Source organism: Terribacillus saccharophilus (genome assembly GCF_002272075.1).
GTDB classification, from domain to species: Bacteria; Bacillota; Bacilli; order Bacillales; family Amphibacillaceae; genus Terribacillus; species Terribacillus saccharophilus_A.
This window is the reverse complement of record NZ_NPBJ01000004.1, coordinates 91900-114978: the sequence shown is the minus strand read 5'-3', so window position 1 is coordinate 114978 and position 23079 is coordinate 91900. Positions and strand designations below refer to the sequence as shown.

Annotated in this window: 26 protein-coding genes and 1 other RNA gene; 22 read left to right on the top strand and 5 right to left on the bottom strand. The window is 43.4% G+C overall.

From position 1 onward, the window contains the following. Positions 1–16 precede the first annotated feature (16 nt). From CHH48_RS03235 to CHH48_RS03195, 9 genes are all read left to right on the top strand, one after another. The gene (locus CHH48_RS03235) at positions 17–1138 is read left to right on the top strand and encodes a glycosyltransferase (protein ID WP_095217883.1); all 1122 of its coding nucleotides are present in this window, start codon (positions 17–19) and stop codon (positions 1136–1138) included. Next, a complete protein-coding gene (locus tag CHH48_RS03230; protein ID WP_095217882.1) occupies positions 1135–2604 on the top strand; it encodes a phytoene desaturase family protein in 1470 nt (489 codons plus the stop codon). Before CHH48_RS03235 ends, CHH48_RS03230 begins: the two co-directional genes overlap by 4 nt. Positions 2605–2627: 23 nt before the next feature. After that, complete coding sequence (gene fni / locus CHH48_RS03225; protein ID WP_095217881.1) at positions 2628–3668, top strand: type 2 isopentenyl-diphosphate Delta-isomerase; 1041 nt, start codon at positions 2628–2630, stop codon at positions 3666–3668. Between the two features lie 80 nt (positions 3669–3748). Continuing rightward, positions 3749–4189, top strand: coding sequence for a CotD family spore coat protein (locus tag CHH48_RS03220; protein ID WP_175073045.1), 441 nt, complete (start codon positions 3749–3751; stop codon positions 4187–4189). A gap of 80 nt (positions 4190–4269) precedes the next feature. Next, on the top strand, positions 4270–4839 hold the full coding sequence (locus CHH48_RS03215; protein ID WP_095217879.1) for an SLOG family protein: 570 nt from the start codon (positions 4270–4272) through the stop codon (positions 4837–4839). A gap of 75 nt (positions 4840–4914) precedes the next feature. Next, positions 4915–5289 carry a cell division regulator GpsB gene (gene gpsB / locus CHH48_RS03210; RefSeq protein WP_095217878.1) on the top strand — a complete coding sequence of 125 codons (375 nt, stop codon included), beginning with the start codon at positions 4915–4917 and terminating at the stop codon, positions 5287–5289. A 62-nt stretch (positions 5290–5351) separates the two neighbouring features. Then, positions 5352–5725: RNase P RNA component class B (gene rnpB / locus CHH48_RS03205), an RNA gene on the top strand. 94 nt (positions 5726–5819) lie between these two features. Then, positions 5820–6953: a THUMP domain-containing class I SAM-dependent RNA methyltransferase gene (locus CHH48_RS03200; RefSeq protein ID WP_095218088.1), complete on the top strand. Its 1134-nt coding sequence runs from the start codon at positions 5820–5822 to the stop codon at positions 6951–6953. A 17-nt stretch (positions 6954–6970) separates the two neighbouring features. Then, entirely contained in the window at positions 6971–8461 is a 1491-nt protein-coding gene (locus CHH48_RS03195) for a carboxypeptidase M32 (protein WP_095217877.1), read from the top strand. 34 nt (positions 8462–8495) lie between these two features. Here CHH48_RS03195 and CHH48_RS03190 read toward each other — a convergent pair whose 3' ends face one another. Further along, positions 8496–9023 carry a hypothetical protein gene (locus CHH48_RS03190; protein WP_095217876.1) on the bottom strand — a complete coding sequence of 176 codons (528 nt, stop codon included), beginning with the start codon at positions 9021–9023 and terminating at the stop codon, positions 8496–8498. Between the two features lie 191 nt (positions 9024–9214). Between CHH48_RS03190 and CHH48_RS03185 the strand changes: the two genes are divergently transcribed. Continuing rightward, positions 9215–9496, top strand: a complete 282-nt coding sequence (locus CHH48_RS03185) for a DUF6123 family protein (protein WP_095217875.1) — start codon at positions 9215–9217, stop codon at positions 9494–9496. Here CHH48_RS03185 and CHH48_RS03180 read toward each other — a convergent pair. The 3 genes from CHH48_RS03180 to CHH48_RS03170 all read right to left on the bottom strand — a co-directional run bounded on the left by CHH48_RS03180 (position 9490) and on the right by CHH48_RS03170 (position 10908). Beyond that, on the bottom strand, positions 9490–9882 hold the full coding sequence (locus CHH48_RS03180; RefSeq protein WP_095217874.1) for a ribonuclease HI family protein: 393 nt from the start codon (positions 9880–9882) through the stop codon (positions 9490–9492). The genes CHH48_RS03185 and CHH48_RS03180 overlap by 7 nt on opposite strands. 12 nt (positions 9883–9894) lie before the next feature. Further along, positions 9895–10578 carry a queuosine precursor transporter gene (locus tag CHH48_RS03175; RefSeq protein WP_095217873.1) on the bottom strand — a complete coding sequence of 228 codons (684 nt, stop codon included), beginning with the start codon at positions 10576–10578 and terminating at the stop codon, positions 9895–9897. Positions 10579–10707: 129 nt separating this feature from the next. Then, complete coding sequence (locus tag CHH48_RS03170; RefSeq protein ID WP_095217872.1) at positions 10708–10908, bottom strand: cold-shock protein; 201 nt, start codon at positions 10906–10908, stop codon at positions 10708–10710. Positions 10909–11289: 381 nt separating this feature from the next. Between CHH48_RS03170 and CHH48_RS03165 the strand changes: the two genes are divergently transcribed. The 9 genes from CHH48_RS03165 (at position 11290) to CHH48_RS03125 (ending at position 20331) form a co-directional block, all read left to right on the top strand. Next, positions 11290–12141 (top strand): DUF72 domain-containing protein, encoded by an 852-nt coding sequence (locus CHH48_RS03165; protein WP_095217871.1) that lies wholly within the window; start codon positions 11290–11292, stop codon positions 12139–12141. A gap of 12 nt (positions 12142–12153) precedes the next feature. Further along, positions 12154–12771, top strand: a complete 618-nt coding sequence (locus CHH48_RS03160) for an HD domain-containing protein (protein ID WP_245840293.1) — start codon at positions 12154–12156, stop codon at positions 12769–12771. Between the two features lie 14 nt (positions 12772–12785). Beyond that, the gene (locus CHH48_RS03155; protein WP_095217870.1) at positions 12786–13742 is read left to right on the top strand and encodes a thymidylate synthase; all 957 of its coding nucleotides are present in this window, start codon (positions 12786–12788) and stop codon (positions 13740–13742) included. Positions 13743–13754: 12 nt separating this feature from the next. Further along, positions 13755–14249, top strand: coding sequence for a dihydrofolate reductase (locus tag CHH48_RS03150; protein ID WP_095217869.1), 495 nt, complete (start codon positions 13755–13757; stop codon positions 14247–14249). 111 nt (positions 14250–14360) lie between these two features. After that, positions 14361–14576: a YozE family protein gene (locus CHH48_RS03145; protein WP_095217868.1), complete on the top strand. Its 216-nt coding sequence runs from the start codon at positions 14361–14363 to the stop codon at positions 14574–14576. Between the two features lie 9 nt (positions 14577–14585). Beyond that, positions 14586–15302: a glycerol-3-phosphate 1-O-acyltransferase PlsY gene (gene plsY / locus CHH48_RS03140; RefSeq protein WP_095217867.1), complete on the top strand. Its 717-nt coding sequence runs from the start codon at positions 14586–14588 to the stop codon at positions 15300–15302. Positions 15303–15308: 6 nt separating this feature from the next. After that, positions 15309–16907 (top strand): GNAT family N-acetyltransferase, encoded by a 1599-nt coding sequence (locus tag CHH48_RS03135; protein WP_095217866.1) that lies wholly within the window; start codon positions 15309–15311, stop codon positions 16905–16907. Further along, positions 16907–18742: an LTA synthase family protein gene (locus tag CHH48_RS03130; RefSeq protein WP_095217865.1), complete on the top strand. Its 1836-nt coding sequence runs from the start codon at positions 16907–16909 to the stop codon at positions 18740–18742. Before CHH48_RS03135 ends, CHH48_RS03130 begins: the two co-directional genes overlap by 1 nt. Positions 18743–18939: 197 nt before the next feature. Further along, a complete protein-coding gene (locus CHH48_RS03125; RefSeq protein WP_245840291.1) occupies positions 18940–20331 on the top strand; it encodes an L-cystine transporter in 1392 nt (463 codons plus the stop codon). Positions 20332–20379: 48 nt separating this feature from the next. Here the strand turns inward: CHH48_RS03125 and CHH48_RS03120 are convergent, their stop codons facing one another. Beyond that, positions 20380–20712, bottom strand: coding sequence for a YolD-like family protein (locus tag CHH48_RS03120; RefSeq protein ID WP_095217864.1), 333 nt, complete (start codon positions 20710–20712; stop codon positions 20380–20382). Positions 20713–20825: 113 nt separating this feature from the next. Between CHH48_RS03120 and CHH48_RS03115 the strand changes: the two genes are divergently transcribed. The 3 genes from CHH48_RS03115 to CHH48_RS03105 all read left to right on the top strand — a co-directional run bounded on the left by CHH48_RS03115 (position 20826) and on the right by CHH48_RS03105 (position 23079). Further along, the gene (locus CHH48_RS03115) at positions 20826–21044 is read left to right on the top strand and encodes a transcriptional regulator (RefSeq protein ID WP_095217863.1); all 219 of its coding nucleotides are present in this window, start codon (positions 20826–20828) and stop codon (positions 21042–21044) included. Between the two features lie 73 nt (positions 21045–21117). Continuing rightward, the gene (locus CHH48_RS03110; RefSeq protein WP_095217862.1) at positions 21118–21855 is read left to right on the top strand and encodes a YqcI/YcgG family protein; all 738 of its coding nucleotides are present in this window, start codon (positions 21118–21120) and stop codon (positions 21853–21855) included. Positions 21856–21927: 72 nt separating this feature from the next. Continuing rightward, entirely contained in the window at positions 21928–23079 is a 1152-nt protein-coding gene (locus tag CHH48_RS03105; RefSeq protein ID WP_095217861.1) for an exonuclease SbcCD subunit D, read from the top strand.

Genomic DNA, 23079 nt, shown 5'->3' with positions numbered 1-23079 from the left:
GGAGGGAGAAGCATTTATGCTTGTACTGTTACTTGTCATTCATTCCCTACTTATTTTTCAGCTGATCTGGGTGCTTTACAACAGTACAGCTTTTCCGAAAAGTTCATTAAGAGCGAATACACCGATAAAGCCACTGTGTATATTGATACCAGCACGTAATGAAGCAGATAATATTGAACGCTTACTTGAAAGCCTGATTCCACAACAGGACTACATAAAAGAAATCCTTGTATTGGATGATCAATCCACAGATGGAACATCTGCTGTTGTACGTCAATTCCAGTACAAGCTTTCAAACTTAAAACTTTATCAAGGCAAGGACCTGCCTTCAGGCTGGACTGGGAAAAACTTTGCTTGTCAGCAATTAGGGGAACATGCGGAAGGGGAATGGCTGTTGTTCCTAGATGCGGATGTAACAGTGGAAAAAAACGGACTTGCGCTACTTCAGCCGTTTCTTGACAGGAATTATCGGATGATATCCGCGTTTCCGAGGCAGCGTGTTCATACTTTTCTTGAACGCATGCTTGTTCCGTTCATGATTTTCCTCGTTATTTGCCACTTACCAATCCGACAAGTAACAAAAACTCAAGATCCTAAATTTACAGCAGCTCACGGCGCATTTATCTGTATCCACAAGGAAAGTTATCAAAACGCAGGCAGTCATGCAGCGATCAAATCAGCCATAGTGGATGATATGGAACTGATGCGTCTTATGAAGCGGTCTCAGTTTCCAGTCGCGTTGCTTCGCGGAGAGAAGTTCGCCAGTATGCGGATGTACGAAACGAACCGTTCTGTATGGCTAGGATTCCGTAAAAATATCTTCACGGGGACGGGAAGCAATATTTTCCTTACTTTATTTATTTGTTTGTTATATGCACTAGTGTATGTGCTGCCGACGGTTTGCATATTTTTCGGATTGATAGCTGGAGACATGCAGATAGTGCTCGCGGCTGTTACAGCTTATCTAATTGGAGCAGTCATTAAGGTTTTCATTGATTCCCAGGCGAAGACAAGCTGGTATACGTCCTTTCTCTTTCCTATTGGATGCAGCTGCTTTATTTTGCTTGCTCTGGATGCAATACGGATTCATAAGCAAAGAGAGGGATATGAATGGAAAGGCAGGAGATATTACGAATGAAACGAGCTGTTATTATAGGTGGCGGGTTAGGGGGGTTAACGACCAGTATTTACCTTGCCCACGCTGGCTGGGATGTTAAAATACTTGAGAAGAACAAAACACTTGGCGGCAAGCTCCAACAGGTTAATAAAGGTGGCTTTCACTTTGATCTGGGACCCAGCACCATCACACTAAAGCATATCTTTGAACAAGTAATTCATGATACGGGGCGAGACAGCAGAAATTATTTATCTTTCTATCCAATTTCCCCAATCGGAAAGAATTTTTTTCCGGATGGGAACGTCGTCGAACTGACACCAGATGTTGAGAGGATGCAGGAGCAGCTAGCCGCCTACAGCAAAGCTGATGCAAAAGCTTATCCTGCTTTCCTTGCTGAAAGCAGAAGGCTGTTTCAGATTTCAGAAAAGGCATTTCTTCATAAACCACTCTTTCTGTGGGAGGAAAAGCTGCAGCCTGAACTTTTGCGTAATTTTGCCAAGATTCGTCCGATACAATCATTTCAAGCTTTATTAAAACAGTACTTTCGACATCCAAATACATTACGTCTTTTCGGCAGGTACGCCACATATGTTGGGTCTTCTCCATTTCAGGCGCCATCCATTTTTGCAATGCTTGCATTTTTGGAAGCAGGGGAAGGAGTTTATGGCATTAAAGGTGGCACGTATAAACTTGTGGAAGCATTTGAAAAGCTGGCTGTGGAATTAGGGGTTACCGTCGAGAAAGAAACAGATGTGACCAGTATAGAGACAAGTAAAGGGGCTGTAACAGGGGTTACGACTACCAAAGGTGACTATGCTTGTGATACGCTTATCGGAAACGGAGATGCCCTCAGTATGTACAGCGGACTGCTGGATAAGTCTGATCGACCGCATTTTTCTGATCATAAAATAAAGAAAGTAGAGCCTTCTTTGTCTGGCTTTACAATGCTTTTAGGTATTAAAAAGCGCTACGCACAATTAGCTCACCATAATGTGTTCTTCCCTTCCGATTATCAAGCAGAATTCACATCGATTTTTAAGAAAAAAAATTTTATCAAGGAGCCGACACTTTATATTTGTTTTTCTGGAGCAAGTGAACCGGACCTTGCACCTGCAAGCATGAGCAATTTATTCGTTCTTGCAAACGCACCGTATCTTACTGGTATGAACCAGTTGCAGGATAAAGAACGGTACAAAGAACAGCTTATACAGCAGCTTGAAGATAAAGGGCTTACTGCTCTATCGGAATCAATTATCATAGAAGAACTTCAGACTCCAGCTGATTTAGCCGTACGCACTCGTGCTTTTCGGGGAGCTATCTATGGAATGAGTTCCAATAATCTTCAGCAAGCCTTTTTCCGAATACCAAATAAAGATACACATATCAAAGGTCTTTGGTTTGCGGGTGGTTCGACTCACCCCGGCGGTGGTACACCAATGGTCACATTAAGCGGAAAACTGACAGCGCAAGCAATAATACAGGGATAGGTTTAGAGCCAGGGGGAAACAGGATGACAGACAGATCCATACATAACCGTAAGGATGAACATATACATATTACGTTGAATGAACAAGTACAAGGAAAAGGTATCTCAACTGGCTTCGAATCATACCGATTCGAGCATCAGGCTCTTCCTGAAATCAGCTTCGATTCAATTGATACTAGTGCCACATTTCTTCATAAACAAGTGAAAGTGCCTTTTCTGATCAGCAGTATGACAGGTGGTACGCCCCGTGCCCATGAAATTAACCGGAACTTAGCGAGTGCTGCCGAGGAAAAAGGCTGGGCACTCGGGCTTGGATCTAGTCGAGTGGCGCTGGAAAATAAGGCGGCCGCTGCAAGTTTTCAGCTTCGGGAAGAAGCGCCGACAATTCCTATTTTCGCAAATATCGGTGCTGTCCAGCTGAATTATGGTTATGGACCTGAAGAATGCAGTCAAATCGTTCGTCTGACAGGCGCAGATGCCATTGTGCTGCATCTTAATAGCATGCAGGAAATTTTCCAAGATGAGGGAGATACTAATTTCAGCGGACTTTTGTCTAAAATTGCGAAAGTAGCAGATACATTGTCTGTGCCTGTCGGAGTCAAGGAAGTGGGCTTCGGGATTGCTCCTGACACATGCAGTCAGCTAATTGGAGCAGGCGTACAATTCATTGATACAGCAGGTGCTGGAGGTACTTCTTGGATAGAAGTAGAGAAATATCGTTCTCAGAATACTATAAAACAAAGAGCCGCGTCAGCATTTCTTGATTGGGGCCTTCCGACTGCTAAATGCGTTAAAAGGCTGAGCGGAATGCCAAAACCTCCTGACTGCCTGATTGCCAGCGGAGGAATAACAAATGGCGTTGATGCAGCTAAAGCGATAGCTTTAGGAGCTGACATGGCAGGTTACGGACGTTCCATTTTGCCGGAAGCTGTGGATTCGAAAGAAGCATTGCTCCAACGATTCGAGCAGCTGGAGCTTGAACTGCGGATCAGCATGTTCGGAATTGGAGCTCAAAACTTGGAAGCATTAAAAAATACGGACAGGTTAATCAGTCAAAACGCCTGAAATATAGGTGATTGTCATAGTACATGTTCTTTCGCCCTTTCATATGTTATAGAGAATCCAATACAGAAAGGGGAAAGAACATGCGTAAAAGACATTGCTGTCCTCCTCCGCGCCCAGTCCATTGTGGTCCAGTGCACTGCGGAACGAAGACGATAGTCGATCCTGTTATCAACAATGTAGAACACACTTACTCTGAAGAGGTAATTGAGCATATACACCCAGTTCATACAACAGTGGTGAACCATCATAAGGTGAAGAATGTCCACGCGTATCCGCACACGACTTCTTTTGCTAATGAACAATCGATGGAGCAGACACATCTTAGCCCGACTCACAACAGCCCGCCGAGACCGAATCCTTGCAAGGACTGCGGTCCGATGCCAATGGCTATGCCTATGCAGGCTCCGGCACCTATGCCAATGCCGCAGCAGGTAAGCCCGCAAATGTACCAGCCAATGCCTGAGCAGCCAAAACCGCAAATGGCACCAAAACCTAAACCAACGCAGAAAAAGTGGTACTAATAGTCCTATTAGAGCTGGCGTCAGCCAGCTCTTTTATGTTTAGATAGAAACAGTGAAAAGAAGAGGAGCGCATGTCCCAAATGAAGAATTTATACGTTACTGGATACAAGCACTACGAAATGGGAATCTTTAAAATGAGTGATCCTCGAGTGCATTATATCAAGCAAACAATACGGGACAAGCTGCTCGGTCTGATTGAAGCTGGATTGGAATGGGTGCTCCTGTCAGGACAAACTGGTGTAGAGTTGTGGACAGCCCAGGTTGTACTTGATTTAAAGGAAGAGGAATATGATATCCAGCTTGCTGTCATCCCGCCTTTTGATAATCAGGACGCGCGCTGGTCCGAAGATCTGCAGGAAGAGTACCAAGAAGTGATCATGCTTGCTGATTTTTACCAGCCGATATATGAAGGTGACTATAAGGGACCTTACCAATTCAAGGCACGTGATAAATGGATGCTGTCTAAAACAGAGGCTGCTCTTGTCATGTTTGACGAAAACCAGACAGGAAGTGTCGATTTTTTCCTAAAAGAAGCACGCAGCTATCAAGAAGCGCATGATTATGGGCTCTACTATATAACCGCGCTGGATTTGCAGGACACACTTGAGCGGGAACAAATGAACGATCCTAATTATTGGGACCAGACATGAGAAGAAAATTGACAATTGCGGATGATTTTGAAAGAATGGACTTATATACAATTGTATAAATGAGGTGACTTGTGTATGGCTTTGGCAAACATCCAACTGACACAAAAAGATATCTTTGAAAAGAATTTTAAAACAGGTATGCGTGGTTATAACCAAGATGAAGTCGATGAGTATTTGGATAAGATCATTCAGGATTATGAAACATTCCAAAAAGAAATCGATCGGCTGAAAAGTGAGAATGAACGTCTTAGACAGCAGCAGTCCTCGAACGACACGACCAGATCATCCAGATCTGCACAGCAGCCGAAAGAACAAGCTCCACAGCCAGCTGCTCCTGTGCGAGAGCGAGAGACACAGATGAATCATCAAGTGAATTATGACATCCTTAAACGTCTGTCCAATTTGGAAAAGGCCGTTTTCGGAAAAAAATTCGCAGAGAATGATGTTTGATGCTGGGCGGTCTTGACTATTGACGTCGAACCGCGTACAATAGGTTAGCAACTTAAAAATGAATGTTTGAGTAATCGCTGCAGTGATGCAGAGGAAAGTCCATGCTCACACAGGCTGAGATGCTTGTAGTGTTCGTGCTTGGCGAATTCATAAGCCAAGGTAGCAGTAATGCTAACGGCAGGCAGAAAGCCTAAGTCTTCGGATATGGCTGACATGTCTTGAAAGTGCCACAGTGACGTAGTCAGCTTGGAAACTTGCTGAGTGGAACGAGGTAAACCCCACGAGTGAGCAACCCAAATGTTGGTAGGGGCACCCTTGATTATGGGAATTCAACCTAAAAAGGGACAAGCGATGAGCTTGTAGATAGATGATTACTGCCGTTGTACGAGGCTGACCACCGCTCGCAGTGCATCGGTACAGAACATGGCTTACAGAACATTCATTTGGTCCACTGTATACAACAAACAGCCCTTTCTAACTGGTTTCAGCTAGAGAGGGCTTTTTAATACATAAAAGCGAGGTTTTACATGATGAAAAGGCAAGTGACCCTAATTGCCACTGCTGCGATGGGACTGGAATCAGTTGTTGCACGCGAAGTGAAGCAACTGGGCTATGAAGATGTACAAGTAGATAATGGCAGAGTAGTATTCCAAGCGGATCCGTCCGCTATTGTACGCTGCAATCTCTGGCTGCGGACAGCCGATCGTATTAAAGTGCTGGTCGGCGAATTCAAGGCGACTACTTTTGATGAGCTCTTTGAACAGACAAAGGCATTGCCATGGGAAACGTACATACAGGAAAATGGAGAATTCCCAGTCATTGGAAAAAGCGTCAAATCGACGCTTTATAGTGTCCCTGACTGTCAGCGTATTGTAAAAAAGGCGGTAGTAGAAAGACTGAAACAGAAGCATGGCATTGCTTCTTGGTTGGATGAGTCAGGTCCAAGACACCGGATTGAAGTGGCTATCTTGAAGGATACGGTCAGTTTGACATTGGACACAAGCGGTACAGGGTTGCATAAACGCGGCTATCGCGTCGGGCAAGGCGAAGCACCGATTAAAGAAACTCTTGCAGCTGCGATGGTACTTTTGACGAATTGGCGTCCGGAATTTCCACTTCATGATCCATTCTGCGGTAGCGGAACGATTGCCATCGAAGCCGCACTAATCGGTCAGAACATTGCCCCTGGATTTAACCGAGAATTTGATGCCGAAAACTGGCACTGGATAAAATCCGACTTATGGGAAAAGGCATTGGAAGAAGCGGAGGATTTAGCTAATTATGATCAAGAACTCTATATTTCTGGATCGGATATCGACCATAAAATGGTGGAAATTGCGAAGGCAAATAGTATTGAAGCGGGTCTTGGCGAATTGGTCAACTGGAGACAAATGCAGGTGGCGGATTGGAATCCGAAGCAGGATAATGGCTATATGATAACGAATCCGCCATATGGGGAAAGATTGGGAGATCGCCCTGAGGTGGAAAAGGCCTATAAAGAGCTAGGTTCCATCATGAAGGATAACCCTTCTTGGAGCGGTTATATCTTAACATCTCACGAAGGCTTTGAAACATTCTATGGCAAGCAGGCAACTAAGAAACGCAAGCTTTTCAACGGTTTTATCAAAACCGATTATTATCAGTATTTCGGTAAACATATCTGAAAAAGGGAGCGGATAGTATGTCAGATGCAACACAGCAATATTGGGACTTGATCAAGGAACAAAAAGCTTATGAAGAAGCAATTGCCCTCATGCATTGGGACTTGCGGACGAAAGCGCCGAAATCCGGTATGGAATATCGGGCTGAAGCGATTAGCTACTTATCACAGCAGTCGCATCGTCTATCCACATCTGACAAACTGAAAGAACTGATTGATGAACTTAAGCCCATCGCCGAGGACGACATTCTAATCAAATCACTAGCGGAAAGTGAAAAAGAATACGATCGCAACAAGAAAATTCCTGAGGCAGAGTTTAAAGCATATATCATGCTTCAATCCAAAGCTGAATCAGTCTGGGGAGAAGCAAGGGAGAAAGGGGATTTCAGTTTGCTCCAGCCATATTTGGAGGAACTGGTCACTTATAAGAAGAAATTCGCTTCCTATTGGAATGCTGAACAGCATGCTTATGACGTTCTGTTGGATATGTATGAGCCCGGCGTGACGATGGAGACACTGGATGAAGTGTTCCCAGCATTACGCAAATCCCTTACAAATTTACTTGAGCAAATCAAACAATCGAATGTGAAACCAGACACTAGTGTGCTCCAGACACATTTTTCTAAAGAACAGCAAAAAGCTTTCACGATTTCTGTCCTGAAGAAAATGGGATATGACTTTGAAGCGGGAAGACTGGACGATACAATTCACCCGTTTGAAATCACACTGAACCCGAAGGATGTCCGAATTACAACTCGTTACGATGAAGAAGATTTTCGTATGGCTGTCTTCGGTACAATTCACGAAGGCGGACATGCGCTTTATGAACAGAACATAGCAGAAGCATTAGCGGCAACACCTTTAGCAAGCGGAACGAGCATGGGAATCCATGAATCTCAGTCTTTATTCTGGGAAAACTTCGTCGCACGAAGCGAAGCATTCTGGAAGGGGCACTTCGAGGAATTCAAAACTTACGCACCTGCATCATTAAAGGAAATCGATTTTGACACCTTTTATCAGGCGGTGAATGAAGTAAAAGCATCATTTATCCGGATTGAGGCTGACGAATTGACATATGCATTGCATATTATGATTCGCTATGAACTGGAGAAGGCATTATTCAAAGACGAAATTGCTGTAAAGGATCTGCCGGAAATCTGGAATAGTAAGATGGAAGAATACCTTGGTATTGTGCCTGATAGTGATGCTCAAGGCGTGCTGCAGGATATCCACTGGTCAGGCGGGGACTTCGGCTATTTCCCATCGTATGCACTAGGTTATATGTATGCAGCACAGTTCCATGCCAAAATGCAGGATTCTTTGGATACAGATAATCTGATAGAAAAAGGCGACTTTGCCCCGATCAAGCAATGGTTGACAGATCAAATCCATCAATATGGAAAAGCTAAAAAACCGTTGGAATTGCTGCAGGATGTTACAGGTGAAGGATTGAATGCTGATTATCTTGTAAGTTATCTAACTGAGAAATACAGCAAAATCTATCAATTATAAAAAAACGATGCAGACTAGTCTGCATCGTTTTTCTTTAGCTTAGAGCTGTTGCCATATCCGGTACTTGAAGTCCAGCATCTTTATAGATTCCTTCCAAGTCAGACTGGAAAGTATCGAATTGTTTCTGAGCTGCATCTAAGTTTGGCTCTGTTTGAGAAGCATCGATTGCTTTGCTCACTTCCTCAAAGTATGCTTTCAAAGAATCAAGCGAAGCAGTGAAGGCTTCTTTCTCTTCATCTGGAAGATTGCTTTCCAGCTTGTAATCTGCAAGCTTTGCAGCACCTTCTTCCGCTGCTTTCTTGGCAGCCTCAGCGGAAGTCTTGATAACATCTTCAGTTGAAGCTTCGTCAGCTAGAGCTGTCTGATAAGCTGCAATTGGTGAATAGTTAGGACTGAAATCTGCTGTGAAATCCATTTGCGTATGCAGAAGTTCTTTTTTGACATCGGTCGTTTCTGTTTTTTCCGAACCGCTGTCAGATTTACTTTCTTCAGCATTTGAACAACCTGTTGCAAAAATGGCTACGATAGCCGTTAACGCAAGCAAATACATAAGCTTTTTCACGCTAACATCCCCTTTCTAATTGGCTTTTTTAGTTTAATGCTAACTTTTTGAATTGTAAATACTTAGGAGAAATGTTGCGCAAGTTAGAAAAATCTAATAACTCCGATAAAACAGAATTATCATTAAATCATTGAAACCGCAAACAAGAATGCTATAATAAAAGTCGGATTCTGATAAAGGGGTTTTGCAAGTTGACGAAACATAGCTTGGCCTATTTTCTGGACGATTTATGGGCAAAAGGATTCAAACTGACAGACGAAGACGTACAATTCATCTATTTTGGTAAAAATTATGCCAATGCTCCTGATTGGAAGGTTATTTTTGCTGTGCAAGTGACGTTGCGATTCCAGCATGCCTTTGATGGCAGCTTCTATCTTAGTGTGCTTGATTTAATAGGGGAAGATAAGATACATACAAAAAAACAAGCAGAAGATCTGCTTGCGAGAAAAGGGTTCCAACTTCAATATCATTGATTCTGCCGAATCGCTTCCCGAGCAAGCTGATCAGCTGCTTTGTTTTGTTTTTCCGGTATCCATTTAATGAAGAAATAAGGAAACTGCCTGCTAACCTGCATGATTTGTTCTAATAGTGGCTGGAATTCCTTGTTCTTCGTATGTTCCTTATCGATTGCTTGTACTGCCGCTTGGGAATCAGAACGCAAGGAAATGATAGCGTCGGGGTAATCGCTCTGACAAATTTCCAGTGCTTTGATGATGGCCCAAAACTCGGCTTGATGATTTGTCATCATTCCGAGCGGTACACTGTAAGTCTGACGTGTACTATCATTTATAATTACGATACCAGCACCGCTTTGCCCAGGATTACCACTAGTGGCACCATCCGTATATACCTCGATCAATATCTATTCCCCCTAATCGTTGATTTGCCTGTACATCCGTTTTGCGCCGTAAAGAAACGGCGTCGAAATGATACTAACCACGAATTTCAACAAATACGTCGAGATGAAGATCTCAATCCATACTGACCATTCATATGTCCCTGCGAAGGCGATTGTACAGAAAACGAGCGTATCCAGCAGCTGACTGAGCATCGTGCTGCCATTGTTTCGCACCCAAAGAAACTTATCATCTGGTAGCATTCTCTTGACGAGGGCATATAGCCAGACATCCACATATTGACTGATACCGTATGCAATCAAGCTTCCAAGTGCGACTCGCGGCAGGAATCCAAATATTGTACTGAGGGATGAATGCGCAATGTCGCTTGGCGCCGGGTCGAACACGAGAACAATCTGCATGATGATTGTCATGATAATCAGGGTAGAGAAGCCAAGACCAACTGCTTTTCTTGCGATTTTCTTACCATAATTCTCATTTAGTATATCTGATGCCAAGAAGATGGTTCCATATATGATATTTCCCATTGTCGCTGTCAAACCGAACAGCTCGATTGTCTGCGTCACCTGGATATTCGCCAATACTGTAGCCATACCAACCCACACGAACAACCCAAGACGTCCGAACAGCCGATACATGATTAACAGCAGGACAAAATTTATAATCGAAAAGATAATCCAAAGTAAATCGTTATTCAATGCTGCTCCTCCTAGTGAAAAAATATTAGACAATGGAAGAGTATACGCGCTTTTCCAAACGGATGCAACTTAAGGAAAGATATGTATACAGAAAAGCGGCAACCCAGTGGATTGCCGCTTAGAGTTATATTAAAGTTTTTCTACGTTAGCTGCTTGAGGTCCTCTTTCGCCTTCGATTACTTCAAAGGATACTTCCTGACCTTCTTCAAGATTCTTGAAGCCTTCTTCCTGGATGGCGGAGTAATGTACAAACACATCGTTACCGTCCTCTACTTGAATGAATCCGTAACCTTTTTCAGCGTTGAACCACTTTACAATTCCGTTTGGCATATTCCTTATCCTCCTAAAAGACGTTTCACAGAAAACGCATGTAGTAATGCAAAAAAGACGTGCATGAATTATAAAAGGCAGTCTGCTAGAAGGGCGGAATTACTTAGCCTTCTAGCAAGCTGCCAATGTGTTTATTCCGCTCATCTTGTTTGCTTGACACAAATATAGCTTATTTTGAAAAATGCGTCAAGTAGGGGGAAATGTTGGTTTATTGGGAAAGTAATCGCTTCCTGACTGAATTGAAATACTATATTGCTGTTTCTTTCTTATCAATTTGCGACATCTTGTGTTTTTTCATGACAAGTAACGTTCTACATTGATGGGTTGATACGATTCTATTACAATATAATAAATCGTATATTGTCGGAAGGAGGCGAAAGTTTGACAATTCAAATCGGCGTAACCGGATGGGGAGATCACGATAAACTTTATCCGGACGCAAAAGCCAGACAGCAGAAATTGAAAACATATGCGACCCATTTTGAAGTTGTCGAAGTGGATTCATCTTTCTATGCCATTCAGTCTGTCAGTAATTATACGAAATGGGCAGAGGAAACTCCCGAACATTTTTCCTTTATTATTAAAGCGCATCAGGACATGACTGGCCAAAGTCGGAAAAAGATGACGCGAGCAGAAGCAGCAGCTCTATTTGATTACTTTTTAGCTTCGATTCAGCCAATCATAGAAGCAGATAAACTAGCTGCAGTCCTTTTCCAGTTTCCGCCTTGGTTCCAGGTGGAAAAGACAAGCATCGATAGGCTCCGGTTTATTCGTGAGCTGACGAAAGGGCTGCCGGTAGCGATTGAATTCCGGCATCAGTCCTGGTATGCAGAAGAATACAGAGATAGAACGCTGCGTCTATTGCGTGAACTAGGATTCATACATACAGTTTGCGATGAACCGCAGGCAGGGAGCGGTTCCGTTCCTGCTGTTCCAGAAGCAACGAACGACCAGTTGACACTCGTCCGTTTTCACGGACGAAATGTGCATGGCTGGAACCAAAACGGCCGTGAAGACTGGCGAAAGGTCCGTTTTCTTTATCGATATAATCAGACTGAATTGAAGGAATGGCGGGAAACTGCATTGGAATTGGAACATTCCAGCATACGTGTCATTTTACTATTCAATAATAATTCCGGCGGTGATGCCAGTGATAATGCTAAAGAGATGATGCAGCTCCTCGGTCAGCAGCTGCCGGACCCGCCGCCAGAACAGCTGAACCTATTTGACTAGGAAGGACGATGAATGATGGAACAGAAAAGACAATTGGAAGAGATGGAGCGTTATGCATATACCATTTTCCGTAAAGATGCGACAGGACACGATTTCTATCACATGAAACGGGTAGCTAAGATGGGAAGGAAAATCGCATTCGAAGAAGGTGCAGATCCGTTCCTGACAGAGGCAATTGGATGGATGCACGATATTGGCGACCATAAACTGTTTGACGAGCCAGCAGACGCTGTGGCTGAGGCTCAAGGTTTTCTGCGGCGTATCGGGTTGGAAGAAAACGTAATGCGGGAAATATTCCAGGCATGCCGCAATATTCCCTTCAGTAAAGGACGCACACCTGATACATTGGAAGGAAAGATCATTCAGGATGCGGATCGTCTGGATGCAATAGGTGCTATCGGGATCGCCCGGACGTTCGCTTTTGGCGGAGCAGCCAGCCGCCTAATCCATTGGCCAAATGACCCCAAGCATTCGAGCGTTCAGCATTTTTATGATAAACTATTGAAATTGAAAGAAACACTGCATACAAAAACAGCATTGCGTATGGCTGAATCGAGACATGCTTACATGCAAGACTTCCTGAACCGATTTTTTGAGGAATGGGAAATGCCGTGTGATGATATACGATAAAGGAATGATATCTTATGACAACCTCTGAACAAGCTTATCTGGATCTATGCAGATATGTTCTTGAAAATGGCACAAAGAAAGAAGATCGTACAGGCACTGGCACAGTTTCTGTATTCGGCTACCAGATGCGCTTTGACCTGCAAAAAGGTTTTCCATTGCTGACAACAAAAAAAGTCCCTTTCCGGCTTATCGCAAGCGAACTGCTTTGGTTCCTAAAGGGAGATACAAATATCCGTTATTTACTGCAGCATAACAATAACATCTGGAATGAATGGGCGTTTAAGAATTGGGTGGAAAGTGAAGCATATGACGGTCCGGATATGACCGATTTTGGACGCCGTTCACTGCAAGATGATAACTTCCGTGAAGCCTATGAAAAGCAAATGGGACGCTTCAAGCAGCAGATTCTAACCGATGATGTCTTTAGCGAACGTTTTGGCCATCTTGGGGACGTGTATGGAAAGCAGTGGCGAAACTGGAAGACGACACAAGGAGAAAGTATCGATCAATTGCAAGACATAATTGAAACGATCAAGAAAAATCCAGACTCCAGAAGATTGATAGTTTCCGCATGGAATCCAGAAGATGTACCATCGATGGCGCTCCCGCCTTGTCATACAATGTTCCAATTCTATGTAGCGGACAATAAACTTTCTTGCCAGCTTTATCAGCGCAGCGGCGATATTTTCCTTGGTATCCCATTCAATATTGCCAGCTATAGTTTACTGACACATTTGATCGCCAAAGAATGTGGATTGGAAGTCGGGGAATTCATCCATACAATTGGAGATGCCCATTTATATACGAACCATCTTGAGCAAGTGGAGACGCAACTAAGCCGTACACCGAAAGCATTGCCAACATTGCAGATTAAAGACAGCTTGCATTCTGTTTTCGATGCTTCTATGGAAGACTTGGAGATCATCGGATATGAACCACATCCTGCCATCAAAGCACCAGTCGCCGTTTAAGGAGGGACAAGTATGATTTCATTATTATTTGCAATGGATCAGAACCGAGGCATCGGGTATGAGAATGACCTTCCGTGGAGACTTCCGCGAGATCTGCGATTCTTCAAAGAAAAGACGACCGGTCAAATCATCGTCATGGGGAGGAAGACGCTCGATTCTATGAATGGTGCACTGCCGAATCGGACGAATGTCGTGCTCACGAGGGATAAAGCATTCAAAGCAGATGGTGTTACAATTTTGCATGATGTGAATGCAGTAAAGGAATTAGCGGACGAGCACTCCGAAAAAGAGATTTTCATTATCGGTGGAAGCGAGATTTTTTCCCAGACATTGGAGATCGCTGATCGTATTTATATGACGTATATAGAGGAAAGCTTTCCGGCAGATACGTACTTCCCTGACTTTCCTTTGAATAAGTGGCAGGAAACATCACGTGAGAAGGGCGTCAAAGATGAACGAAATCCATACGATTACTACTTCATTCAATATGATCGGTTAGGGCACTAAATGTTGTATGTATTTTTGCCACCTGTTTTTTTCTTCTTACTTATAGTGCTGACAATTTATTATCCTGTGTGGAGGAAGAAGAGAGGAGTACTACCGAAAGAAGGTGAATAAATGCGTTCTTTTTATCATTTTATGATGACATACCGAGGACGGAAGAAGCCAACAGATGAGAGTCGTCTTGCTGACTGGATGTTTGGAGATCATAATTTTCCGAAGCATAGCTCATCCTATGACGAAATCAGCGAATACTTGGAATGGAACAGTCCTTTCCATGGAGCGCTGCAGGTTTTTGATCGTCTATGGCGAACTTATGAAACAACAGAATAAGTGATTATTATGCCTGTATCAGCAGATACAGGCATTTTTATTCCATCTTTAGGTAAAATTTTGTCAAATGTCATTGAAGTTTCAGATATTTATTTATACTATGGAACTAATGCAAGGTGGTGTAAGTTTATGGAAGTCGTCGGGCTTGCTATAATAAGTCTCATATTGGCATATCTGCTGGGCTCTCTAAATGGAGCCTATTATATGGTGAAATGGAAGCATGGAATCGATATACGCTCGACTGGAAGCGGGAATGCAGGAGCAACGAATGCCGGAAGAGCGATGGGAAAGAAAGGTTTCTTGTGGGTGCTTGTTTTCGATTTAGCTAAGGGTATGCTAGCTGTGCTGCTTATCCGCTGGAGCGGTCAGACTGAGATTATTGCAGGTTTGGGTGTGATTGCAGCAGTTCTGGGTCATATATTTCCCATTCAGCTTCGTTTTAAAGGAGGCAAAGGAATAGCAGTTTCCCTCGGAGCACTTGTCATCTTCTCTAACCAAGCAACTTTCCTGCTGCTCGCTGTTTTTCTATGTATCTATCTTTTTGTTAGAAAATTTAGCATCTCAGGGTTACTTGCTTATGCATGCACTGCTCTGCTGCTCCCATTTTTACGATTGGACATGCTAACTATCGCTGTTTACGTTGTAGTGACTGTCCTTATCCTGGTAGCCCACCATACGCATCTGAAAGCTGCTTGGAGCTATATGCTATTACGTAACGAAAGGTGACATACGATGAATTCGACACAACTACAATACAAGATTGCCACAGAACCTTGGGAGATTGAACAGGTGCATGCGCTAAATTACCGCACCTTCACGGAGGAAATTCCACAGTTCGAACCCAATCAGGAACGTAAAAGAATCGATAAGTTCAATTTGGAAAATACATATATTATTGGGCTTGATGATCAGAAGGTCGTTGCGATGATCGCTATCCGCTCTGTCAGGCCGTTTTCACTTGATGAAAAAGTAGAGGGGTTGGACGATTATTTGCCTCCTCATGATACTAAATGTGAGATCAGATTGCTGGCAGTCGAAAAAGAATATCGGGATAGATTTGTATTTTTCAGACTTGCAGAAGCGATTATCCAATACTGTCTTAATAATGGGTTTGATATGGCTGTAATTTCCGGCATCTTGCGTCAGCAAAAGCTGTATAAGCATATGGGATTCGTTCCATTCGGACCGTTAACTGGGTCAGGAGAGGCACAATACCAACCGATGTATGTGACGGAAGAACTGTTCCAGCGCAAAGCGCGAGCTTTTCAGCGCATTCTACAAAGCCAAGATCCGATCAGTTTCCTGCCAGGTCCTGTTCCAATGGCTGACCAAGTAAAAAAGGCAATGGGTGAGACAGCATGCTCTCACCGTGCACCTGCGTTTCTTGATCAGCTCCATCACCTGCGAGGGCGATTGAAAAGTTTGACCCAAACAAGGCATGTCCAAATACTGCTTGGAACCGGGACACTAGGAAACGATGCCGTAGCAGCTCAGTTACACATATTGAATCAGCGGGGCCTGATTCTTGTTAATGGAGAGTTCGGCTCGAGGCTGACAGATCATGCGCAGCGGGCGGGTCTGCATTTCAGCACAGTGGAAATACCCTGGGGTGAAAGCTTTGATTATGAACACATATTGGCAGAGGCAAAAGCTTGTAATGCCGACTGGATATGGGCTGTCCATTTGGAAACCTCAACCAGTGTGCTGCAAGACTTAGATCAGCTGAAGTACATTGCGAAGAAGACAGGCAGCAGGTTGGTTCTGGACTGCTGCAGCTCCCTAGGCAATGTACCACTTAATTTGCAAGATGTGTTCCTAGCCACCGCAGGCAGCGGAAAGGGCATAGCGTCTTATGCTGGATTGGCTTTCGTGTTTTATCACCACACAATTGAAATATCTAATAGCATGCCGCGATATCTGGACCTCGGTCTTTACCATACATATGACAGCGCGCCGTTCACGCATTCATCTAACTTGACCAGAGCTTTGTCTGCTGCAATAGATCAATGGGAAGATGCAAAGCTGCTGCATCGGGTCGGTGAATTGACAGAAATACTGATCAAACTTTGCAGAGAGAAGGGATTGACACTCTTAGCAGATGCAGCCTGGGCACCTGGAATTGTTACTATCGTTCTGCCGAAGGAGCAGCGCGCGGACATCGTAGGCCGTGAGCTCGCAAAGAAAGGCTATTTGATAAGCTGCAATAGCAGTTACCTTATCGAACGCAATTGGGTGCAGATTTCCGTCATGGGACATCATAAGGAGAAGGATTTGGAGCATGTGACAGATGCGCTTGCCGTTCTGATCGGAAAGAAGGAAACAATCGCCTAATGAATTTTCTTGCTACCGCTAAAGGATTCTGCTCGGTAGGGGCAGTTCTCCTTTTATGTAAAATGTACTTTATTTGTATCATCTATTTCGATTTACCTCTATATGAACCATTTGATTACATGCTGCTATTCCTGTCCTGTATGTCATCCGTTGCAGTATTGTTTGTCCTGTTGTATCTATTTGCCAGAAAGCTGCGCGCAGGCGCATTTCTTATTTTACATATCATCATAACTGGAATTTTATACGGAAATCTGCTGTATTTTCGTTTTTATATCGACTTTGTAACACTGCCTATTCTTTTTCAGTTCAAAAATGTCGGGGGACTCAGCCAAAGCACTGCTGAATTGATTGATCCGCTGGACTTATTGCTTTTTGCAGATGCTATGATTCTTCTTTTATGGTGGATCTTCAAACGTCCGCATCCTGCAGCTTTCAAGTGGAAACGAAAGGGTATTCTCGTTGTGTGCACTGCGTTATTAATTGGTATTAATGTCGGATGTTCCTTTATCGGCGGAGGAGATCAGCATGATGGCAGTTATAACCGATCAGCAATGGTGAGTACACTAGGACCTGTATATTATCATGGATATGACATTTACCAAACAACGCGCGCAGAGCTCAGCAGTACATTTGCGACAAAACAGGATTACAAGAAAGCTGCAGCGTACTTGGCAGCTGCCGACACAGATATCACATCAGAATATTTTGGCGTTGCAAAAGGAAAGAACGTCATCTTAGTTAACTTGGAATCCACCCAGCAATTTGTCATCGATAGAAAAGTGAAAGGAGAGGAAATCACTCCTTTCCTGAACAGTTTGATAGAGGAAAGTTTCTATTTCGATCAGATTTATCACCAGACTGCTCAGGGAAAGACCTCGGACGCTGAATTCATGTTCGATCAGTCTTTCTATCCGCTTCCAAGCGGTTCTGTTTATGTAAGACGGCCGGAGAATGAGTTTATTGCTATGCCCGAAATCCTTACAAAATCTGGATATCACAGCGCTTCGTTCCACGGCAATGTCGGCAGTTTCTGGAATCGGGAGGAAGCATATGATGCTTTTGGCTATGATGAATTCTTCTCTAAGGATTCTTATCAAGTTTCCGAAGAAAATTCCGTTAATTACGGTATAAAGGATGAGGCTTTCCTCGAGCAATCCATGCCTTATCTGGAAGAACTGAAACAGCCGTTTTACAGCAAGTTTCTGTTGCTTACGAACCATTTCCCATTTCTGTTGGATGAAGAGGATATACTAATAGAAGAAGCAGATACAGGTCTCGATGTCGTGGACCGCTACTTCCAGACTGTACGATATGAGGATGAAGCACTTAAAGAATTTTTTGGTGAACTGAAACGCACCGGCTTATACGAAGATTCCATCATTGTGCTAGTTGGTGATCATTATGGGATATCAGAGAATTATTATGATGGAATTGCATCCTATCTGAATGAGAATCTCTCGACACCGGAAGAGCTTGACTTGCAGCGGGTTCCGCTGATCATTCATGTACCTGGACAGGAGGGAAAAACCTTTCATAGTCCTGGAGGACAGATTGATATCCAGCCAACCATCTTGCATCTGCTTGGCGTGGATACGGCTGCTTTTCCTAATTTCGGCCAGGATCTGCTAGCTGTTGATCGTGATCCATTCGTTGTTTTTCGAGATGGTGATTTTGTTTCGGAGGAAGTTATCTACACAAAACAGCTTTGCTATGATAAGACTTCAGCTGAACAGACAAAAATGGAAAAATGCTCTCCTTATTTTGAAAAGCGCAATAAAGATTTATATTATTCAGATGCAATCCTGAATGGTAATCTTCTACGTTTCGCTGATTGATGAAAACCGGTTCCGATTAGAGGAACCGGTTTTTGTTGTGGTGAATTCATATGATTAAACAGTATCCAACACCTTACCTGCTCATTTCCTAATCACAGATTCATATTTACATAATCTTTCCATCATGGTATTGTGTAAAAGGTCAATTCATACTTAGTTGATTGGAATTATATCATTTAATAAGGAGGATGATTTAATTGGACTTATTCACATTTGTGAACATTATTATTCTTTTAGGCTTAATCGGCTTACTCTTTTACATGCAGAAGAAGCATATTTCCTTTTCTAAACGAGTACTGACCGGGTTAGGTCTCGGTATTGTATACGGAGTTATATTGCAGTTGGTTTATGACTCGGCTTCTGAAACCATCGTCATGACAAATGATTGGTTTGGGTTGGTGGGAAGCGGATATGTGAAGCTTTTGCAGATGATCGTTATGCCGCTAGTTTTCATTTCGATTGTAGCTGCTTTCACGAGACTAGAGAAGTCTTCTAATCTTGGAAAGATAAGTGGACTTGTCATCGGTACACTTATGGTGACTACAGCAATCGCCGCAGCAATCGGTATTGCAGCTGCTGCAGGTTTCGATCTGAAAGCAATTGATATAACTGCTGGTGATGCGGAAATAACGCGCGGAGAAGATTTGGAAACAAGCCTGACTGAAGTACAAAGTACAACAGTCCCACAAAAAATATTAGAATTCCTACCTGCTAATCCATTCTTGGATTTGACAGGAGCAAGACCTACTTCCACGATTGCAGTAGTCATATTTGCGGCATTTGTTGGAGTAGCTTACCTTGGAATAAAGAGAAAGACACCTGAGCATGCTGCTTTCTTCCAAAAAATAATTGAAGCGCTGCATAGTCTTGTCATGCGTATTGTCACATTGGTATTGCGTTTAACGCCATATGGCATACTTGCTTTGATGGCAAAGACAGTTGCAGGCAGTGATTTTAACGCAATCGCAACATTAGGTAAGTTTGTTATCGCTTCTTACGTCGCGCTGATTGCTATGTTCGTTGTTCATTTGATTGTTCTGGCTGTACTTGGACTAAGTCCAAAGCAGTATCTAAAAAAGGTCTTTCCGGTATTGGCTTTTGCCTTCACTTCCCGTACGAGTGCTGGAACTCTGCCGCTGAACGTTGAAGCACAGCGAAATAAATTAGGTGTACCAGAATCTATCGCCAATTTCTCAGCATCATTTGGTATCACAATCGGACAAAATGGATGTGCTGGAATCTATCCAGCTATGCTCGCGGTTATGATTGCGCCTTCTCAAGGAATAAATCCTTTATCACCGTCATTCATTGTAACCTTAATACTAGTTGTTATGATCAGCTCATTCGGTGTAGCAGGAGTAGGCGGAGGAGCAACATTTGCTTCTTTGATTGTTCTTTCTACGATGAATTTACCCGTAGCTTTAGCAGGAGTGTTAATATCGGTTGAACCACTGATTGATATGGGGCGGACAGCACTCAACGTTAGCGGATCAATGGTATCAGGACTTGTTACCAGCCGAACACTTGGCGAATTGGACACAAAAACATATACTTCCAATGAAGCTCCAGCGGAAAATATGACACATTAATTTTTCTGCTGCACTAAAAGAGCCGCTCCCAGATGGGAGCGGCTCTTTTTAATGCAATGTGATATCTATAATATGGTCGAATGGAATGCGAATAGGATACAGCCTATCCATTGTATCCAGAAGCAAATATTGCTCGGACTGCTTCAGTCCTGTAACGATGCCTGACGCATTTTCCACATTGCGCCCTTTTCGGTACATCATACTGGCTTTCGTTTTGCCTACCTGAATATAACGAACCTTCTGTTCCAATTCTTCCAGCTGCTGTTCATCCATGATCGGGGGAGTTGCTTTTCCGATCTCCCGCCCCATTTGCTGCAGCATCTCCACATGCTCAGGCAGCATCAAGGATGTCCATTTGATTTTCCCGCGATCATTCACCATACGTCATTCCTCCTGTAAATAGTATAATCGAACGTGTGTTCTTTTTCAAGTGACACGGAACATACGTTCGTATATAATAAATATATGAATTTATACAGAAAGCAGGGATCTTAATGGAAAGAGCCGCATTGGCGAAATTCATAGAGCAGCAGGTTACGATGATTTATATGGCAAAGGATGGCTCCTTGACGAAGCGCCAGGTAAAGATCGAACGAATCAATGACGCATCAGTGACTGGCTATTGTTTTTTGCGCAAACAGCTGCGCACATTCAGACTGGACCGAATTCTTGCCATTCATCCACAGCAGAACGTTTGGCGCATATCTTCATAATTCCTGTTATTCACCTGCTATCTCCATCCTGAATAAATTACTAGGGATAAACCCAGGAAAAGGAGAACATGTGATGACGATCTTGTTCGACAGCTCTAATGCTGAAAATCACCTCAAGACTTCTTGGCAGCAAGAAGCACTACTCGCCTTCCATAGTAAATTATACGATCAGCAATCCCTGTTCCCTTGCATACCGGCCACGGTAGGCCATAGGCTTGGACAATTCCGTTACGGTTTTGCGGTTGATCCTACGACAGAGGATGCAACTAAGCAGCTGGCGGATTTTTTGCACACATACGGACAGCAAGCAAAGGAATTTGGTTCTTATACTTCCCTCATTATTTTCTTTGATACAACGAAGCAGCAGGAGCTACACCTTGATGTACCTGCTTATTTCGATATTTTTTGGAATCTGCTCAGCAAGACGACAGCTCACGATCAACAGAGCTGGCCAATTCACATTCCAAATGATCCAGCAAATGCATTGTGGGAATATTGCTTTGGGGGTGAGCAATATTTCATGTATTGTGCCACGCCAGTACATTCCAATAAGAAAAGCCGGCATTTCCCGTGTATGATGTTAGCCATAACACCAAGATGGGTACTGGAGACATTCGAATCAAAACCAAAAGCTGCTGCTGGTATCAAGCAGAAAATCCGGGAACGTATCCTCAAATACGATTCAAGTGATATACATCCGGATTTGAATGCATACGGCAATAAGGACAATCTCGAATGGAAGCAGTACTTTCTCCATGATGACAATAGTTCGCCTTCCAAATGCCCTTTTCATAGAAGAAAGCAAGACTAGCAGTTTCCTGCCGGTTCTTCCCATACCACCCTTTTCTAAATCATGCTAGAATAATAGCAGGAGGAATTCGTTATGAAACTATTGCATACCGCTGATTGGCATCTTGGTAAGATTGTCAATAGCGTACATATGACAGAAGACCAAGCTCTTATCCTGGAGCAGATCAAAACGATAATTGATAGAGAACAGCCTGATGCGGTCATCGTAGCAGGCGATTTATATGATCGGGCTATTCCGCCCCGAGATGCAGTGGAACTGCTCAACAATACATGGAACTGGCTTATCGGTGATAAGGAAATACCTGTATTGTCCATTAGCGGCAACCATGACAGCCCGGATCGCCTCGATTTTGGCAGCCAACTGTTCAAGGCAAGTAAGCTGTACATTGAAACGAAGCTGAGGCCTGGAATGACATCAGTCACACTGGTAGATGCACATGGTCCCGTCCATTTTCACCTTATTCCATATACAGAGCCAGCTGATGTACGTGCGTTCTTTGGAGATAACAGCATTACTACCCATCAACGAGCAATGGAGCAAATAATTTCCTATATTACAGACACATATGACATGACAGAACGTCATGTATTTGTTGGACATGCCTTTTTGGCAGGCGGTATGGAATCTGACTCTGAAGAACGTCTCTCCATGATTGGCGGAAGTCCGTATGTGGATGCAGCTCTTTTTAAACCATTTACGTATGCAGCGTTTGGGCATTTGCATCAGGCACAGCGAATCGTCAGTGATCATATACGCTACAGCGGTTCACCGCTCAAGTATTCCTTTTCGGAGGCAAATCATAAGAAATCGGTGACGATGGTGGAGCTTGATGCTGCCGGATTCAAATCATTTGAGAAGATTGATCTTGTACCTGAACGTGATATGCGCATTGTGGAAGGATACTTTGATGATTTAATGGAAGGATCGGCAGGAAATCCAAACGATTACTTGCATATACGTTTATTGGATGACGGGCAGCTGCTGGATCCTATGGGGAAACTCCGTAAACTGTATCCAAATATCCTTCGATTAGAACGAAAGGCTAAGGTCGGCGCCAGCTCCATGTCTGATATCAAACAAATCAAGGAAAAGCAGCGCATGTCGCATATGCAGCTATTTGCTGCCTTTTATGAGGAAATGAAAGGTGAAGCTATACCGGAACACCGTCAGACTCATATGGAAGCGGTCATCCAGCGTCTGATCGAGCAAGAGAGGAGAAGCTGA